Source organism: Ruegeria sp. C11, assembly GCF_056537725.1.
This window is the reverse complement of record NZ_JBQFSB010000009.1, coordinates 51,264-69,167: the sequence shown is the minus strand read 5'-3', so window position 1 is coordinate 69,167 and position 17,904 is coordinate 51,264. Positions and strand designations below refer to the sequence as shown.

Annotated in this window: 17 protein-coding genes; 6 read left to right on the top strand and 11 right to left on the bottom strand. The window is 54.1% G+C overall.

The window, feature by feature from the left end; all coding sequences use genetic code 11:
* The first annotated feature begins 222 nt into the window (after positions 1-222).
* Positions 223-621 carry a hypothetical protein gene (locus ACR0NA_RS16300; protein ID WP_480730652.1) on the top strand — a complete coding sequence of 133 codons (399 nt, stop codon included), beginning with the start codon at positions 223-225 and terminating at the stop codon, positions 619-621.
* 99 nt (positions 622-720) lie between these two features.
* Here the strand turns inward: ACR0NA_RS16300 and ACR0NA_RS16295 are convergent, their stop codons facing one another.
* Entirely contained in the window at positions 721-1,215 is a 495-nt protein-coding gene (locus ACR0NA_RS16295) for a hypothetical protein (protein WP_480730650.1), read from the bottom strand.
* A 169-nt stretch (positions 1,216-1,384) separates the two neighbouring features.
* Between ACR0NA_RS16295 and ACR0NA_RS16290 the strand changes: the two genes are divergently transcribed.
* The 3 genes from ACR0NA_RS16290 (at position 1,385) to ACR0NA_RS16280 (ending at position 4,762) form a co-directional block, all read left to right on the top strand.
* Entirely contained in the window at positions 1,385-2,575 is a 1,191-nt protein-coding gene (locus ACR0NA_RS16290; protein WP_480730648.1) for a patatin-like phospholipase family protein, read from the top strand.
* 295 nt (positions 2,576-2,870) lie between these two features.
* Positions 2,871-3,797, top strand: coding sequence for a SphA family protein (locus tag ACR0NA_RS16285; protein WP_480730646.1), 927 nt, complete (start codon positions 2,871-2,873; stop codon positions 3,795-3,797).
* A 254-nt stretch (positions 3,798-4,051) separates the two neighbouring features.
* Positions 4,052-4,762: a hypothetical protein gene (locus ACR0NA_RS16280; protein WP_480730644.1), complete on the top strand. Its 711-nt coding sequence runs from the start codon at positions 4,052-4,054 to the stop codon at positions 4,760-4,762.
* A gap of 118 nt (positions 4,763-4,880) precedes the next feature.
* Here ACR0NA_RS16280 and ACR0NA_RS16275 read toward each other — a convergent pair whose 3' ends face one another.
* From ACR0NA_RS16275 to ACR0NA_RS16240, 8 genes are all read right to left on the bottom strand, one after another.
* On the bottom strand, positions 4,881-5,246 hold the full coding sequence (locus ACR0NA_RS16275; RefSeq protein WP_480730642.1) for a hypothetical protein: 366 nt from the start codon (positions 5,244-5,246) through the stop codon (positions 4,881-4,883).
* 542 nt (positions 5,247-5,788) lie between these two features.
* Positions 5,789-6,133 carry a RidA family protein gene (locus tag ACR0NA_RS16270; RefSeq protein WP_480730640.1) on the bottom strand — a complete coding sequence of 115 codons (345 nt, stop codon included), beginning with the start codon at positions 6,131-6,133 and terminating at the stop codon, positions 5,789-5,791.
* 13 nt (positions 6,134-6,146) lie between these two features.
* Positions 6,147-7,262 (bottom strand): NAD(P)/FAD-dependent oxidoreductase, encoded by a 1,116-nt coding sequence (locus tag ACR0NA_RS16265; protein ID WP_480730638.1) that lies wholly within the window; start codon positions 7,260-7,262, stop codon positions 6,147-6,149.
* Positions 7,259-8,656: an FAD-dependent oxidoreductase gene (locus ACR0NA_RS16260; protein WP_480730635.1), complete on the bottom strand. Its 1,398-nt coding sequence runs from the start codon at positions 8,654-8,656 to the stop codon at positions 7,259-7,261. The genes ACR0NA_RS16265 and ACR0NA_RS16260 overlap by 4 nt, the downstream gene beginning before the upstream one ends.
* Positions 8,643-8,954 carry a (2Fe-2S)-binding protein gene (locus tag ACR0NA_RS16255; protein ID WP_480730633.1) on the bottom strand — a complete coding sequence of 104 codons (312 nt, stop codon included), beginning with the start codon at positions 8,952-8,954 and terminating at the stop codon, positions 8,643-8,645. The genes ACR0NA_RS16260 and ACR0NA_RS16255 overlap by 14 nt, the downstream gene beginning before the upstream one ends.
* Before the next feature lie 73 nt (positions 8,955-9,027).
* Positions 9,028-10,020: a TRAP transporter substrate-binding protein DctP gene (gene dctP, locus ACR0NA_RS16250; protein WP_480730631.1), complete on the bottom strand. Its 993-nt coding sequence runs from the start codon at positions 10,018-10,020 to the stop codon at positions 9,028-9,030.
* 36 nt (positions 10,021-10,056) lie between these two features.
* On the bottom strand, positions 10,057-11,355 hold the full coding sequence (locus ACR0NA_RS16245; RefSeq protein ID WP_170656459.1) for a TRAP transporter large permease: 1,299 nt from the start codon (positions 11,353-11,355) through the stop codon (positions 10,057-10,059).
* The gene (locus ACR0NA_RS16240) at positions 11,352-11,846 is read right to left on the bottom strand and encodes a TRAP transporter small permease (RefSeq protein ID WP_480730629.1); all 495 of its coding nucleotides are present in this window, start codon (positions 11,844-11,846) and stop codon (positions 11,352-11,354) included. Before ACR0NA_RS16240 ends, ACR0NA_RS16245 begins: the two co-directional genes overlap by 4 nt.
* A 144-nt stretch (positions 11,847-11,990) precedes the next feature.
* Between ACR0NA_RS16240 and ACR0NA_RS16235 the strand changes: the two genes are divergently transcribed.
* Positions 11,991-12,905 carry a LysR substrate-binding domain-containing protein gene (locus ACR0NA_RS16235; protein WP_480730627.1) on the top strand — a complete coding sequence of 305 codons (915 nt, stop codon included), beginning with the start codon at positions 11,991-11,993 and terminating at the stop codon, positions 12,903-12,905.
* 680 nt (positions 12,906-13,585) lie between these two features.
* Here the strand turns inward: ACR0NA_RS16235 and ACR0NA_RS16230 are convergent.
* Together ACR0NA_RS16230 and ACR0NA_RS16225 are read right to left on the bottom strand one after the other, a co-directional pair.
* Positions 13,586-14,653, bottom strand: coding sequence for a ParB/RepB/Spo0J family partition protein (locus ACR0NA_RS16230; protein WP_480730625.1), 1,068 nt, complete (start codon positions 14,651-14,653; stop codon positions 13,586-13,588).
* Positions 14,646-16,031, bottom strand: coding sequence for an AAA family ATPase (locus tag ACR0NA_RS16225; RefSeq protein ID WP_480730623.1), 1,386 nt, complete (start codon positions 16,029-16,031; stop codon positions 14,646-14,648). The genes ACR0NA_RS16230 and ACR0NA_RS16225 overlap by 8 nt, the downstream gene beginning before the upstream one ends.
* Before the next feature lie 580 nt (positions 16,032-16,611).
* On the opposite strand from ACR0NA_RS16225, the gene ACR0NA_RS16220 reads away from it, so the two are divergent.
* Entirely contained in the window at positions 16,612-17,874 is a 1,263-nt protein-coding gene (locus ACR0NA_RS16220) for a replication initiation protein (RefSeq protein WP_480730621.1), read from the top strand.
* Positions 17,875-17,904 lie beyond the last annotated feature (30 nt).

Here is a 17,904-nt window from a genome sequence, read left to right as displayed (position 1 = left end):
ATTTTTTTGCGTCCAGTTGTTCAATCACTTGCCAAACCGTCGAAGCGGCACAGCACCCGTTAACGGTTTCACTACTGTAAAACACCTGTTGGTATTGGTGAGGATTCCTCATTTCTGTTGGGCGAAAACAGAAATATGGAGTGAGTGATGTCTCAATTCGAACTTCTGACAGTATTGCGGGAACAATACCCCTCGACCACCGCAGCGGCCCATGATCTTGTCATGCGGGCATCTGACCTGAAACGGGCGCGTACCCACGAGAATTGGGTGGATTTCCAGGGTTTGAACAAGGCACAGGTCGCCTTCAACAATGCGCTCTGGGAAACGCTGCTTTGGGCGGCAAGGGAATCGCGTGAGGAATGTCCAGATCGACTGCTTAAATTTGCGGCAAACTTCTTTGCTCAGTTCGCGCTCGCCTGTCCCAGATGGAACAGCGTCTGGCCGGTCATCACGGTCTATTTGCTGGAAGCAATTACAAAAGACGTATCCATACTGAACGATGCCATCGCCCAAGTGAAAAGCGAACAGTCAATTGTCAGGGGAATCGGGCGTGGCAGGAACGATCAATCGTTGCAAACTCGTGTAACGGTATATCCATTGTCAAACTCTGGCCCGCATTAACTTTGAATGATCACCCGGCAGAAACATACGGTCAGTTCAGACCGTGCTCTGCCGGGTAAAATTCAGTATGATACTCAGTCGAATATCCCTAAGTCAGCATCAAGAATGTTGAATGGATTTCGTTCGCTCGACTTTCGACAATAAGTGCGTGGCGGCCACCATTGCGACCCAGATAAGCAAGGATAAGGTGTTTTCTGCTGCGGCAAGAGGCAAGACCAAAAATCCAAACGCAATTGCAACGAAATCCGTAGCCTGCCATCCATCTGCCAAAAGATCGGGCAGTAGACCGATGAAACTTCCAAAGGCGCCGGCTATCAGCGTTGACAATAGCCCTCCTGCAAGCGCAACGAACCACCCGACAATGCCGTCGCGACCGAATAACGAGGCGAGTAGAAAACCCATTATCGCGCCGCCTAATGTCATTGCGATCACATAGCGTGCAACCAACCCGAAATTTTCGCGTGCCCAATCATCCTGCAAGCCGTCGGGAAGATCGCGGGATAGAAATAGCAGAAACAAACTGGCGCCTATCACCGCCATCATGATCGTCGCTGATCGCCTCGGGGCTTTGCGTTTTTGCCGTGAGAAACTCATTCATTTGGTCCAATTCGCAATGATTTTGATGGCCTGAGACGAAACAAATTTCCGACTGAAAATGCCTGCAGATGCTGCGCTTGAGCTGTCGGTCGCGATCAGAACACTTGATTAACCATACAACGAAATGCTTGTGTCAGGTCAACGGATTGGCAAATGATGAGGCAATATGGCCAAACTTTTCCCACTGCTGACTGGTGTTTTTTTGTGCTCGTTTTTGTCTGTCTGCGGATCAATCAAACGAGATCCAGTGGGCATCGGAGATCTGCAAAATCCACAGGTTCCGGGAATTCCCGGCGCACGTTATTGGGCGGACTCACCTCCCGAAGAACTACAAGATTTGATCCGGGAAACGTTTGAACAACGCCAGAGGTCTGGGGTCGGTCGAAACGGGCGTGAAGTTCTGGTGCTATCTGGTGGTGCCGAAAACGGTGCCTACGCCGCCGGACTGTTAAACGCCTGGTCCGAGAGCAGAACACGCCCTGAATTCACAACGGTGACCGGCGTCAGCACAGGTGCGCTGATCGCGCCTTTTGCATTTCTTGGCGAAAAGTATGATGGAAAGCTCCGAGAATTCTACAGCGGCACACCAGCTGATCAGATTTTCAGATCACGTGGGGCCATTGGAACCGTTTTCAATGTGTCCGCTCTGGATTCAAGCCCTTTGAAACAGATCATAGACGACACGGTTACACCGGAGTTTTTGGCCGCTATAGCCAGAGAACACGCCAAAGGTCGGCGGCTTCTTGTTCAATCTCTGAGCCTCGACGCGCAACGTCCCGTTTTGTGGAATCTGGGTGTGATTGCCTCTAGTAATGCGCCGAATGCCGAAACTGTTTTCCAGGATGCTTTGCTTGCATCCGCTTCTATACCCGGCGCATTCCCTCCTGTTCTGGTCCAGGTCGATACCCCCGATGGCCCCCGAGACGAGATGCATGTCGACGGTGCGATATCTTCGACGATGACGGCACTTGATGAATGGTATTTGGCTCGCCCCGGTAAGGAGTTACCCAATCAGCGTGAAACGCTTTATGTCATTCGAAATTTCCGGGTTTTGCCAGAAGCCAGCGTCACCAAGGCCAAATTGTTGAAGATTGCAGGCAGGTCTCTCGAGACACTGGTCAAGACACAAGGCACCGACGATCTGTTAGAATTGTATCTGGGTGCACAGGAAGCCGGCGGCAGGTTTCTGGTAACGTGGATTGGAACCGGATTTACGCAAACGCCGCCTGCTCCCTTTGATCAGGAATATATGCAGGCGCTGTATGTCTACGGATTCAACAAGTACAAGTCTGGAAAAGCATGGAGCACCCTTCCTCCGCAGCTGATGACAAGGACACAAGTCGAACGCATCAAATAAAATTATTCTAATGTGAATTTTGTGATATTACGGTGTCTGGAAAACGAAGGGCGGATGGAATTTAAGGGGAACTCTCCGGTAATTTGCACAATTATGCTCTGGCATTGTCGGCTATCTTGCCGCTGAACCGGGAAGTTGGTTGCAGAGGCATAGCGCAAAAAAGCGCCTGATTAGGTTTGTGTTCCCTCACTTTCAGCACGCTTTTCCATCTCCAAATGGCAATTCAAAGGAGCTTTGCGACTCCGCACCAAACCGGCAACCGACAGAGGCATCTGATCGTCAGGGGGTAAAAGAAATGGCTATCAAGGGATCGACAGGTTTCCCGCTGTTCCTGAGGAATTTCTGTATATTTATCTTCTTGTCATTTGGCTGCGCCGCGAATGCACAAATCCCAATAGCGGGAAATTATGGGCTGGGTGCCGGGTTGGGTCAGACGTCGGCCATATTGCCGCCACAAGGCACCAGAGTGATTGAGAACGGTTGGATAAACTACGAAATCCAAAGATATGTAGATGAAAACGGAAATGATATCGGCGCACCATCGGCAACGGTGAATGCCGCTCGCCTGACCTTCCGCTACGTTTTTCGCGATGTGAAAATACTGAGTGCTGATTATTCTGCAGGAATAGTACTGACCTACCGGGATCAGGTGTTGCGGCCAGAGCCGGGATCAGAATTTGACTATCATCTTGGAGATACCGTCGTAACACCCATTGCTTTGGGGTGGCATCGTGACAACTGGCATTTTCAGACTTCGTATACGTTTTGGGCTCCAACCGGGAAATTTGATGCCGGCGGGACCACAAACACCGGTAAAGGATTGTGGAGCCATATGCTTTTTGGAGGTGCAACCTGGAGGCAGGATGCCAGCCTGCCTTGGGCGGCCACGTTTCAGGCGCGGTACGAAACCTTTGGGCGACAGAAAACCACCGATATCCGGCCGGGGAATGTGCTGTCTCTGGAGTTTGCCTTTGGAAAAGAAGTTGCCCAAGGAATTAATATTGGCCTTTTGGCGGCACGCTCTATGCAGGTTTCAAGACAAGAAGGGACGCCTGGAGGCGATCCGTCAAAGTATGAGATAAACCTTTATGGAGCGGAAGGCGTTTGGAAACCAAAAGGATTACCCGGCGCCCAAATTGCACTTCGTTTAGGTAAGGAATTCGACAACCGAAATACGACAGAAGGCTTCGCAACACTTCTTTCTTTTGCTTATGCATTCTAACGAATATCACGCCGAATATTGTTAGGTCAGAGTTCCAAACTACAATCGATGGGTAAGGTCTGCTCGCGTGTGTGTGGATCCGTTTGATTGCGAGGCTCTGGATGTCTTTGGATAGACCTTCGCGTTTGCCAACGTTATCAAGTTTTTGAATCGGTCACTGGTGTATTCGCACGGAATTTAGCAGCTAGTCGCGATTGCCCCTGTTGGTACGTCCCGTTGACAAGAGGGTTCTGAAAATACCTTGGAGCAGCGTAATGAAGGTTCGATCCGCTGATTGGGAAACAGCTTATGAAGCGGCGCTTCCGGTCTTTCAGGAAGCAATACATGCTTTGCTGACCAATGGCGAAACCCAAGAGATTTTTGCAGCCTTTAAGGAAGGAGATTACCTAAACAATGTCGTCTTCCCAGAGGAATGGCGTACATGCGTTTCAGCGGCTGGGTTAGCTGATCGCCTGAATTATCCAAAGACGGGTTGGACCAAGTCTGTTGGTGAATGGCTTACTATTCCGGCGGTCGCAATCGCCCGACGGGCTTTGATCTGGGGTAACGAATTTATCGACGGCACTTGGAGCCAAGTTGTTTTGAAAGATGCTATTGTTCCAAGGCAGGTCTTTGAAGATCCGGAAAATGCTCACTCGGTGCTCATAGATTTTTTTCTCGACAAACCTCGGCATTTATCGACGCTTATCGCCCCTTGGGCAGCGTATGCATCCTCGTTGGAGTTTACTGAAAATGCTAAGAATTTCGACGAACAGGGTTTTGATGACGAGGAAGCTCTGAGTGCAGCGGAAGATGCCTTGTATCCGCACTTTGTCCACTATGGGGTCGTTGCAGGATTTGAAAACCTGGCACTTATTCCGCACCTGATGGCAGCCAGAAATGTGGATGTCAGCGACCCCCAGGCAATTCGATCATCAATTGCTGAAACAAAGTACTGGCGCGAGAGATTTACGGAGTACCAGTAACAGAAGTACTTCCCCAAAAATTCTGGACCGAGCGGCCTGACCTGCGGAGGCGCTCAAAGTCTCGTGATACAATTCTACCCCCACCCAAATCGACCCCATGATGGCAGATTTTTTGGCGCTACCCCAGGCCGTCAGAAGATTTATAGATCTCGCCGCTGATGTTGAGTGCCAGATCCGCAACGATCCAGCCAATGGCCGAAGTCTCGGGGTTTGCGCGCAGGACACGTGCGTGATGTTCAACGTCACCGATAAAGTCGTTGATATCGCTGGGGGCGATTAGCTCTTTCTTAAGCAACATGATCAGCAGTTTCGACTGGACGACAACAAGCGCGTTCACCTGGTGCGACGCTTCCAACTGTGTCATCGGCTGTGTTTCGATGAGCGCTTTCAGTTGCTCGAGCATTTCTTCCAATAATCGCGACTGGCCAGCGCGTCGCTTCTCCAACTCAGCAACGCGCGCCTCAAGTTCTTCCAAACCAGCCATCCGAAAATCCCTTTCTTTCGATGCGACACACACCATGTCGACTCTTGCAATAACCACATGACCCGTGGCCAACGGCAACACGTCATATTTTCACCCAAATGAAAAAGCATCCAGAGCAGATGAGGCAATTTTTTTAAGTTTTTTCAATGAATAGGACCGTTGACACAATGAACGGAAAGAAAACAGGAACCATCGGATGAACAAGGCGTACATCGGGTAAACACTAAGCAGCATGTATCCAAGTTCGAGCGAATTCACACTTCATCAGAATGGTGCGCGCAAGCACTCACTCGCGGAAGTTGGAGAGGCGATTATTCGACGGCAACCAGTAGATGTCGATAGTCTTCCGGCAGCTTTGAGATACCATGTACCGGCACTAAGGCAACAGCCCCGGGCATCCGCCTTGTTCATGTCTAAATGCAACGCAGTCTGTCAGAACCAGCTCATCGCAACTTGGGGAGCTGAAGAGGTAAACCCACGCGCCTTGCTGAGGCCATGTGGGTTCGCCTATTTCGAAAATCGATAACCCTGACCGGCTAAGCTCAGTCGCAAGCTGAAGTGACAATCATCTCGACCTTGAGCACCTCGCGTGCCAGTTTGGCTTCGCCACAGGCGCGGGCCGGCGCATGGCCTTCCGGAACCCAAGCGTCCCAAACATCATTCATCTCGGCGAAATCCGCCATGTCGGCCAACCAGATAACACATTGCAGGATGCGGGATTTATCGCTTCCCGCCTTGGCCAACAGGTCCTCTACTTTTGCCAGAATTTCGCGCGTCTGGTCTGCAACTGTGGCAGCGTCCGAAGTCTGACCACACAGATAAGCAACGCCATTATGCTTGACGATCTTGCTCATGCGTTTACCGGTTTCGATACGGGTGATTGTCATTTGGATAACTCCATTACAGGACATTGCGGTCAAATCGGTCGATACGGAAGGGCGATAGATTGAAACGGCTTTGTCCACCAGTCACCAGTTCCGCCAGAACCTGCCCTACGACAGGTCCCATCTGAAATCCATGCGCAGAAAATCCGAACGCATGGAAAGCGCGTGGGGCATTCACAGCGGGGCCGATCACAGGCAGGTTGTCCGGCATATAAGCCTCCAGCCCGGCCCACATCCGGTTGATACTGGCCGTGCGCATGATCGGGAAGAACTCGGCCGTAGTGCGGCAAGCAGCGGCGAGTTTGGCATAGTCCAACCGTGTGCGATTTTTGGCGCGGTCGGCAAAACCCTTGGCACCCCCGCCGATGAGCACCGTGCCATTTTCGAATTGCTTAAAGCTGAGCTGGCGGCTGATCGCACCAACGACCGGCTTGGCAAAATGCGGCATCCGGGCGGTGATCATCAACATAGGCGCAGCATGGCTGAGTGGAACGTTGTCCCCGATCATCAGAGCAATTTTGTCTGCCCATGCGCCAGCACAATTGACGACCGTTTCAGCCTCGTATGTGTGCCGCACACCCTGCGCCAACCAAGCATCGCCCACACGTCGGAGCCCAAGAACCTCTTCGCCTTCGATCACCTGAACACCTAAGTATTCGGCGGCCAAACGAAACGCAGATGTCGCCTTGTAGGGTATAGCATACCCGTCCAGCTCCGAGATCACACCACCAACGCAGTCGGGGTTCACATGAGGCAATCTTTCCCTGAGTTCGGCCTGATCTATGATCCGTTCATGTGTGTATCCAGCATCACGCATCGTGGCCTCGCGGGCCTGTACAGTTGCCAGATCGGCCTCATCAACTGCGATGTTGACCAGCGTCTGACGGCGAAACCCGGTATCATGGCCCAGGTCTTCATCCAGTGTCTGCCACATCTCCATCGATGCTTTCGACAAAGGAACCTCGGCCATGTCACGCCCCAGAAGCCGCACCCCACCTGCGTTGACGCCCGAGGCATGCCGCCCGGAGTAGTCTTTTTCGACCACAATCACTGAGACACCTTTGCGCGCCAAATGGTAGGCAGTTGCGCAGCCTTGAATGCCGCCACCAATGATCAGAACATCCGCCTTCATTCCGCCGCCTCCGCTGGAACCGTGTCGTAGCGGCCAAGTTCATCCAAGGTCAGCAGGCGTTGGGGGCTGCGCAGTCGGTAATACCCAACTGCTTCGGGGCTTTCTGCGCGCCATTGCGCCAACAGCCCGGTCACCACATGACCGCATTGCCGCCCCTGACATGGCCCCATTCCACACCGAGTCAGGGATTTCAGGGCGTTCGGATCCCGCGCGCCCTGTTCGAATCCTTTTCGCAAATCGCCCAATGACTGCTCTTCGCAGCGACATACCAGAGTTTCCGCGTCACGCGGCAATCTCAGCGCGTCGGTCGGGCGGTACAGGCGGTCGATGAACCGGCGGAAAGGTTTCAAGGCAGACAAGAGTTTCAAATCAGCGCGAGCCCTTTGATCCCTGTCAGCCTCGGAAATCCGACCAAGGCGAAACAGGATATTCTGCGCGGCCACGCGGCCGGCTGCACGCGCGCCGTCGGCACCAACAATTCCCGCCCCGTCGCCAGCAACTGAAACATGCGCGACTGAGCTTTGGCCGAATACATCAACCGTGACCTGCCAGCACATCTGGGCGTGGTTCCAGTGATGCGCCAGCCACATCGCTTGGGTCATGTTTAAATTAGGTTGAACGCCATGGTGCAGGAACAAGGTATCGGCTGAAACAAGGTGCTGCTGGCCCGATGCTACAAAACGCAGCCCTTTGACCCTTTGATCGCCGCTGACCTCGAGGTTCTTGGCGTATCGGTGGATGGTCACGCCCGAAGCGCGAATTTCTCGCAACAAAGACAGGCCCTTACGCAACTGTCCGACCTGCCGCACCGCGCGTGGCATCAGTGGGGCCGCGTCAAGGTAATGCTGTCGCGGCGTAGTATCGACCAGCGCTGCCACGGATACACCCAGCCGCAGGTATTGCGCCACAATCAGGTACAGCAGAGGACCAGACCCGGCAAAGACTGCGCCATCCGCGACGACAGCATCTGATTTTAGCATCACCTGCGCCGCGCCTGCGGTCATCACCCCGGGCAGTGTCCAACCGGGGATCGGCATGGGCCGTTCCATCGCCCCTGGACACAACAGCATCTCACGGCAATGCAGCTCACGGGTTTCACCCTGACAGGAAAACAGAATGCGACCATCATCCCCCAGGTGCCAAGCATCGGCCCCGGCAATGTGTTTCGCGCCGGATCGTTCGAACCGGGTGATCAGGTCAGCCCCTGCCGCGTAGTCCGGGCCAAGGCTTGCGATGTCCGGCAAAGGGCTGCTGGCCGCCGACCGGTAGATCTGCCCCCCTGCCCGTTCGGCACGATCCAGTACAACCACATCGACCCCGGCCTGCGCCAGCTCAATGGCGGCGGACATGCCTGCTGGGCCCGCCCCAACAACGGCGCAATCAAAGGCTTGCATCGGCGGCCTCGGTGTCTTCGGTAATGTCCTGCGTGTTAACGCTCATCCCATCCTGGACCCGATGCAGGCAGGCCTGCTGATTAGAAAGGCCATCGATTTCGACCATGCACTCGAAACAGACGCCCATGGCGCAATAAGCGCTGCGGGCTTCGCCTGATAGGGCCGCTTTACGGGTCACGACCTGACCAGCCACCGCCATTGCAGACCAAACGGACTGGCCTTCGCGAGCCTTGACCACCTGGCCATTGACGCGCAGCGTCACCAGATCGCAGTCATGATCTTGCAGGGATCTGAACATTGGCTGATCTCCGGGATAAAAAGGGCAAGGCGTAGGGAGAACACGCCTTGCCCGATTTCAGGGTCGGGTCGGTTTATTGATCGATCTGGTTGAGGATGGCCTGACCCCAATCCTGGCCTACGTCTTCAAGGACCTGCGGCCAGACTTGCGTCCGCACGTGCGCGGCAGTGGCCGCAAGCTCTTCATCTGTCAGAGACACGATGACTGCGCCATTGTCGGCCAGCTTCTGCTCGAACGCGCCCTGATCAGCCTCGGCGGTTTCCCAGCGCTTGGCTTCGAACGCCAGTGCTGCGTTTTCCAAGGCTGCGCGGTCTTCATCACCAAGCTCGGCCAGAGTGCCCGAGTTGATGATCATGTACCAAACTTCGAAATGCGTGTTCACGGGGACATAGGACGTAGTCACGTCGCGGAACGATGCATAATAGCCTTCGGCACCCGAGCCGACGACACCGTCAACAACACCAGTTTGTACGGCAGTGAACGCTTCCGAGAATGGAATGGGCGACGAAATGTATCCCAAAGCATCGGCAGTCAGCTGAAAGCTCTTGATGCCGGGAACGCGTACCTTGATGCCCTTGGCGGCAGTCGGATCGCCCGGGTTCACGGCGTCAGTGTTCAGGGCAACGCCACCGAAATACACCGGATAGGCCGCCAGCATGGTGATGTCCTGCTTGGCATAGAGATCCTTCATCGCACCGTGAATTGCACCGCCGGGACCATAAATCTCTTTCGCCTCATCCCAGTTTGCCGCCACATAAGGAAAGGCCGAGATCTGCATGCGACGATCAACGGCGGTGGCTGCGGGCTGTACGGCCATGTCGATGGCACCCACCGAGATGCGCTCCTGAACCGAGGTGTAGTCCCCGAGAGCTGACGCCGGGAATAGGTTCAGCTCAACCGAGCCATTCGTTGCGGTCTTCAGTTCTTCGGCAAAGGCACGCAATTCGTTGTCGATGGTCGCGCCCTGTGGACGGATATGGCTGATCTTCAGCGTGTCGGCGGCGGCGATCCCGGCAGTTGCCACAACGGCTGCGGCCATGCAGGTGGATTTCAGAAAGTTCATCATGGATAAGTCTCCTCCGTGAGTGATGAAATGGGCGGCTTAGTAGCCAAAGAAGCGGGGAAGCCACATCGACAGGTCCGGCCAGAAGCTGGTCAGGAACACGACTGGCAAATAACCCAACAGGATCAAAGTCATGGCAGGTCGGATCACCTTGGTGACCGGCACCTGGCCGATGCGTGCGCCCAGATACAGGATCGAGGCATAGGGCGGCGTCACACCTCCCATCGCGGTGTTGACCCCCATGATCGCGGCAAACTGGATCGGACTGACACCGATAGCCTGCATCAAAGGCAACAACAGTGGTGCGATCAGGATGATTGCGGTTACGTCGTTGACCACCATGCCGACCAGGAACAGCAGAATGTTGATCAGTACCAGCAGCAGGACCTTGTTTTCGGTCACCGAGAAAATCGCCTGCACGATGGCCTGCGGCACGCTTTCCAGCACGAACATCTGACTGAGGATCATCGAGAACAGGATCATCAGCATGATCGCTCCAACAGATGTTGCGGCTTCTTTGCCGGCGCCGAAGAACGTGCGAACATCCAGCCCCTTGTAGATCAGGAACCCGACCGGGATTGCATAGATCACAGCCACAGCAGCGGCCTCGGTCGGGGTCATGATGCCGCCATAGATACCACCCAGAATGATCACCGGCATTAGCAGGGCGGGCGTGGCCTTGAAGCCGCGTTGGGCTGCCTCGGACATGAATGCCGCGCCTTTGAGGGGCTCATTCAGTTGCAGGGGGAACCTGCGAGCCATCCGGATATTGACCGCTGAAAAGCTGGCCATGATCAGCAGGCCGGGTCCAAGTGTCGCCAGAAAACAGGCAAGGATCGACGTATCAGTAACCCAGCCATAGACGATCATTGTCACGGAAGGCGGGATCAACAGGCCCAGAAGCGATGCATTCGCGATCAACGCCGTCGCGTATTCGCGGGGATAGCCCTGCTTTTCCATTTCTGGGATCAGCAGAGGGCCAATGGCGGCGACGCCCGTCAGGCCCGAGCCAGAGATCGCGCCGATCAACGCACAAGAAACAGTGGCTACAACACCCAATCCACCTCGCAGGTGGCCGATGAAAATGTTGACGAAATTGAGAAGGCTCGCCGCGATACCGGAGACAGACATGATCGTCCCCGCCAGTACAAACAACGGAATGGCCAGCAGCACCGGGTTACCTAGCTGTTGGAAACCCCACAGCATGTTGCCCTTCATGACCACGTCACCGGCGAAATACATCACCATCAGACCAGCACCGAAGCAATACGGCAGTGGAACACCCAGTGTCAGCAGAATGACCAGAACCAGTACGGCGAGAAGCGCGATCTCGATCATTTCAGACCTCCTTCAACGGCAGGTTCGGTAACAGGGGAAAACAACGCGCGCAGATGCATCAGCAGATGCCAGGCGGTGAAGAGCATCATCAGGACCAACCCAACAAACAAAGCAACATCGACATAGAAGGTTGGCAGATACAGGGTCGGGCTCTCGCGCCAGACCCGCACTGAGTACTTGGTGAAATCCCAGGCCCATGTGGTCAGCCAGATACCTACGATAAGGCTGATGACCTCACCTATGACTGCCAGAACCTGATGCTGGCGTTCGGTGGACAGAAAAATTTCAAGCACATTGGCGCGAATATGCGTGTTTTCACGCGACGCGTTGACCGCCCCCAGCATGTACAACCACAGCGTGGGATAGAGCAGGCTTTCTTCCAATCCCATAACAGGGATTTCCAGCACATAGCGTGTGATCACCTGCACAAATTGCCCAAGAGCAACCAGGCAGATCAGGACTGTCAGCAAGACGCTAGCAAAGCGTGTCATTTCCCCCTCCGTCATCGCGAATGCATGCGGTGTATTCGTGGCGGGAAGATCACGAGCTGAGCATATCAAGTCAAAACGATTAAATTGATTGTTGAATAAAGTTTGTTTATGGAGCGGGAAAAAGATGAGGATTAACAAAGGCGCATGAATCTCAGCTTTCGCCAATTGCAAGCCTTTCGAGAGGTTATGCGGACAGGATCGGTATCTGGCGCCGCCCGAATCCTCGGACGGACTCAACCCGCTGTGAGCGCGCTGATCGCAAATCTCGAGGCCGAGTTGGATATTGCTCTGTTCCGCCGACAGCGCGGGAAAATGGCCCCTACTCCCGAGGCGCAATATTTCCTCACCGAAGCTGAGGCGATCCTGGATCGCTTGTCGCTTTCAACCCGGACGATGCGCGAGATTGGGGCGCTGACAAAAGGGCGCCTGAATATTGCCTGTATGCCGGCCGCTTCCAGCCTTTTGATGCCGCAGCTTCTGGGGGAGTTTCTGTTGGACAAACCAGATGTAAAAGCTTCGTTGATGATGCGCGCATCCCCGGTGATCGAGGAATGGGTTGCCTCTCAGCAATACGACATTGGATTGGGTGAAACTCCAAAATCCACTGCAGCAATTGATACAGTCGACTTTGACATGAAGTGCGTATGTGCGATCCCTGCAGGTGATCCACTGGCTGAACTTGATACAGTCCAGGCGCATCACCTGTCGGGTCGTCCGATGGCCGGGTTGCAGGAGGGTCACCCAAACCTGATTGCGACCCAAAGGGCATTCGCCAGCCAAAAAGCCAGTTTCGAACAACGGTTCGAACTCAGGACTTTTCACCCAGCGTTAACTCTGGTGGAAAAAGGGCTTTGCTACTGTATCTGCGATCCGATTACCGCAGCTGGATACGTCAATATGCAACCCGAGCCGAGACCTATCGTCTTTCGGGCGTTTCATCCGCATGTCGTTTTAAACGTCTCAATAATGCAACCTGCACATCGTCCTCCATCCGCGTTGGTAAGTGAGTTTGTTCTGCAATTGAAGGTGGCTCTGGAACACGTCAACAGCCAGTTTTGAAAAGTGTTTGTGAGTTTTATCGCAACCACCTACCTGCATTACGATCACAATTGACCTATTTTGCACATTACATGAGTCACCTTCTGACTTTGCTATTATGACTGATAAGTATCGCTTATCACTTATGATTGATCTGACCGGAAATATGCCCCATGAAGCATGGCCAATAAGCCCCTTCTCCGTTGTCCCAGAGAGTTTTTCCCGATGGATTTTCTGCCCGATTTCACCGGATTGATACCGAACGATGTCCACCAGAAAGATCCGAAATGGCCGCTGTGTTTGTTCGGGGTTTGGGTATTCCCAGCGGATCGCAGTTTCGGTCCCTTATCAAAGTAAGTCGCATCTGTAGCCAGCGCTTTAGTCCAGACAAGCTCTCTCAGATCATCAAAATTTATTCGGAACGGACCGAGGTCCTCGAGAACTTCGGTCCTCCTGTTGGCAGAGCCCGAGCTGGGAAATCCCGGCCACCAAGGACCTCCCTTCGTGTCGTGTGACTACACAGACCCAGAAGCAAAACAGAGATGTAAACAACCAAAAGAATCCGACAGCTTTCTTGCCGAGATAATGAGACGGAAACTGTCTGCATACACATTAAGTACCCGTTTACGGGAAGGGAAAAGGGCGCCAATCCCAGTCCGAATGGCGCCCCTATTGACCCTGGTCCGAGGTTCACCGCGAAACTAGGTCAATGCATTCGAAAGCTGCTTGAGGAAATCCTCGGCTGCTTCGCGGTCGAACGCCCTGCCGTCGATCCGGATACGGAGTTCATCGGGCCCAACCTCGGCGCTGATGCCACCACCGCCAGGCAGGGCACGGCGTGCGATGCGTTCGATTTGCTGCGGCCGCCCTCCTCTTGAACTTTGTTTTCGGGGTACAGATGTCTGCGTCAACAGATTGTCCAAAAGCGCCCATTCCGCCTTTGCGTCCTGAACGCCAGCCCTGGCCAACGCCTCTCGCAATTGAGGCTGGGCACCTTCCCGCAGCGCAGCCGCCAATCGCAACCCGGCCTTTTCAGACAGGGCTACCGGGTGCTGTAGAAGATCCCCCAGCGCCTCATGCACAACGGCAAAACTGCGCACCTTGGACCGTTTAGCCTTGGATGCCGCGGCAAACAGCACATCTACGGCCGCCTCGATCGATGGGAATACCCCCTGCCCTGCCGCCAGTACTGCAATGCGGCCTCTCTCATACGGGCTGAGGTCGGATCGCAGCTCATTCTCTTCGACCATCGAGACATAGGCGCCCTGCCCTGCCCCGGCTTCACGAACAAAAGCCGGAATCTCCCGGAATCTTTCATCCGTTTCAGCTAACCGTTTGAACGCGTCCAACCTTCGGTAACCTGAGATCAGGCCATATCCCTCTGGCGTTATGGTGACTTCGATCGGCGTGCGCAAACCATGAACACGTAGCGATTCCAACAACTCAGCCATTGCTTCTTCATCATCGACCATTCGGTCGCGACGAATGAAATCCGCATCAATCTGGTCCAGCGCCACTGTTTCAGCAACCAACCCGGCATCCTGTGCCTCGCGCCAGCGTGCAGCATCCCCCTGGTCCTTGGCCAGCGCGACACGGTCGGTAACGGCCGCCATTCCGTTCAGCGCCGCAGTCTCACCCGCAACCTGTGCAATCGGCGGAGCGGCAGATTTGGTTTCGAACGGGCCAACAGACGGTTTCGCGGCGAAACCCGCCTCCAGCTCTTCCAGTTCGGTCGCGTCCGGGGCGATAAGTCGTCTACGTTTAGCCATTTGCCTGCTCCTCCATCTGTGCATCGCGCCACCAGCAGCCGATCAGCAGTTCCTTGAATTCGGCATATGTCCGGTCGAACGCCTCCCGTCCGCGCACGTAGGTGTCTCGGTTGAAATCACGATAGTCGGCTTCGTAGATGCCATTGACCTGCTCACCGGCCTGCCCGACCAGCGCCGTATAGTCCTGCCGATATGCGTTCATGAAATCCCCGAAGTAAGCCTGAATGACGTTTGCCATATCGGTTTGCTGGCTTGCGTCAAACCGCGTGATGATGGCACGCACTACATCCCATTCGAATTTAAGTTCAGGTAAACCCGCCGCTCGCTGTGCTGCATTTTCGCCATCCTCGATACTGGCGAAAGTCGTATAGAGCATGTCAAAGAACCTGCCCGTCGAATCGAACTCCAGAAACGATGCCCCAAGCGGCACAAGCAGGATATCCGCTGCTGCCAGCGCATTGATCGTAAGGTACCCAAGAGCAGGAGGCGTATCGAGGAATACGACATCGTAGTCGTTCAGAATGCCCTCGTCCTGCAGGAAATTGGTCAGACCATCCCATAACGGCCAGCTGCGCAATCCCATGCGCCAAACAGGTATCTGGAATTCGGCCCAGTAGAGGTTCAACTGAGCGCCAATCAGATCGATATTGGGCCAATGCGTCTTCTGGATGACATCACGGGGTTGAGTGGTCAGTGCTTCCTGCAGGGTTTCATCCAGTGGGATTTCCGGCTGTCCGGCCGCTGTACGCACCCGGTTTTCTTCCTGCACTGCACGCGCATAGTCCTTGGCGATCAGCGGAAAGACGGTTTGCCATTCATCGGCAACTTTACCGCCCAGAATTGATGTCATCGATCCCTGGCTATCCAAGTCAATTACAAGAACCTTGTACCCATCCAGAGCCGCTGACATCGCCAGATGAGCAGCGGTGGAGGTTTTGCCAACACCCCCCTTGAAGTTAGCTACCGCTGCAACCTTTGCAGGCTGCCCCTCAGGGCGATAGGGCTGGTATTCTTTGGTGCTGACGCCTTCGGCTGCAAAGTGCTGCCGCAAAATCAGAACTTCTTCGAGAGAGAACCACTTGGATCCGCCTTCACCTTCTCCCTGGGGAAGCTCGGGATTGGCTTTGAGTACCCGGCGCAGGTGAGCCGGAGCAACCGGAAGCAAGTACTTGGTAATTTCCCAAGTCGAAAATTTGCGAAGGCGTTTTTCTCCGTCGGGTGCGTAACCACGCCGCGCAAGGTCTTCACGACCCTTGCCGCAGAAAGCAGCCGCTTTTGCGAATCGCGAAGTCCCAATAGGATCAGGTAACTTTTCAGCTGCCGCCTTAGGATCCAGATTCAGATAGGGGGGCAGGGGAGGTTGTGTAGGTTTGTTCACTGTCGATGCCTCTGAATATGTTCGCCTTACCGGCGTATATTCGACAATCTAGCGAACATTTATGCGCAGCGCTATCTTTCTTTGCCGTGTTTTCCACAGAAAGGGGTTTGTCAGTGGGGTTTCGCCACGAAACCAAAAGAAAATGACAAAACACACACCAACAAAGGTTTTAGTTTTTTAAGATCTTTAGACTCTTTGACAAGTAAAAATTGTTTATTTTCAATAGTAAAACTCACATTGGGTACCTGCATTCAGGATGTAAGGTACCCGCTTGCAGGATAATAGGTGGCTGATTCCGGGACAAATCGGACCAATTAGCGGGAACAAGAGGCCCGATTCGCAGGAGGCTGAATTTATTGGGGCTTTAGGGTCTAACATTGACACAGTTGCCTGTCAGCCAGCGGCGATATTACCAGTGTTGAGTCCAGGAAAGACCATTTTCTGTGGATAACTCCGGTGGCCCTGATTAAAGGTACCTGTCTGCGGGATTTCGGTTCTCCCGTATATGGGTACCCAAATCCATTTGATTGGAAGGTACCTTTCATGTCACAAATAGCAAAACGAGCAGCCAGGCAGAATCATGCCGGATACACAATTGGACATGGACCACCTCGCGGGCGCCCTTCGCCGGGAAACGGTCAAGAAGAACGTCGCCGCGATTCACATCAGCGGCAAGCTGACGCTATTGCAGCGCAAGCTTTCAAACGTCCTATTGCTCAATGCGTATGACGCGCTGACTTCGGCCGCGACGCACACAATTGACGCGCGAACGCTGGCAATGATGGTTGGCTACAATTCCAACGACTTCGATACTCTGCGCGCAAGTTTGCGTGCGTTAGCCGAGACTGTAGCCGAATGGGACATGTTAGATGAACAGGGCCGACAAGAGTGGGGCGTTTCTTCCCTGCTGAGTTTCGCCAAACTCAAGAACGGAGTGTGCGAGTATGCATATTCTCCGGCCTTGGCGCAAAAGCTCTATGATCCTAAGATCTATGCGCTAATCAATGTGCATATTCAGCGAAACTTCAATTCGGGTCACGGGCTGGCCTTGTATGAAAACTGCTATCGCTTTGTCCGGACAGGTTCCACTGGATGGTGGACGCTCGACGTGTTTCGCAAACTGATGGGTGTCGATGGCAGCGATTATTATGCCAGCTTCAAGCACCTGAACGCCAAAATCATCAAAACCGCCGTGGCAGAGGTGAACAAAAGCTCTGACATCGTGATTGAGCCTCAGTTTCAAAAAAAGGGACGGACAGTAACCGATATTCGTTTTTTGATCCGCAGCAATCCGCAAAAAGCGATGTTCGAAATCGACGACAGTGATGGCGTGCGCAATCTGGGTGTCTACAAGACGCTGCGCAAGCAAGGGGTCTCGGATCGGCTGGCGCGTCAATGGATTGCGGAACACGGCGAAGAATACGTGCAGGAAAAGCTGAACTTTGTTGTCGGGCAGGGGGGTATCAAGTCGACCGTGGGCTATTTGTCGGCTGCGTTGCGCGATGACTATCAGGCGCAAGATACGCCTTCGCAACCGGAAGAACCCAGCCCGGAAGCGTTGGAAGCCGCCAGAAAGCGGCAGGTAGAGAAAGCTCAAGAGGATCAGGCCTATGAAATGCGCGCAGCGGAACGGGCCGATCGATCAAGAAAGCTCTCCATCGTGGAAGAGCTGGTTTCGCGGCGAAACCCAACACAAAGGGATGCAGATAAGCGTCTGTTCATGTCTGGTCTGAACGACGAACTGGACCGCGAACACTTCCGAGCTCATGGCTGGCGGTCAGGTCTGAACGCCAAAGCGATTTTTGCATTTTGGGAGGAACTTGAACCGGACGCCTTTGACTAGACCGTGGGCCATTTGCAACCGGCTGGCGCA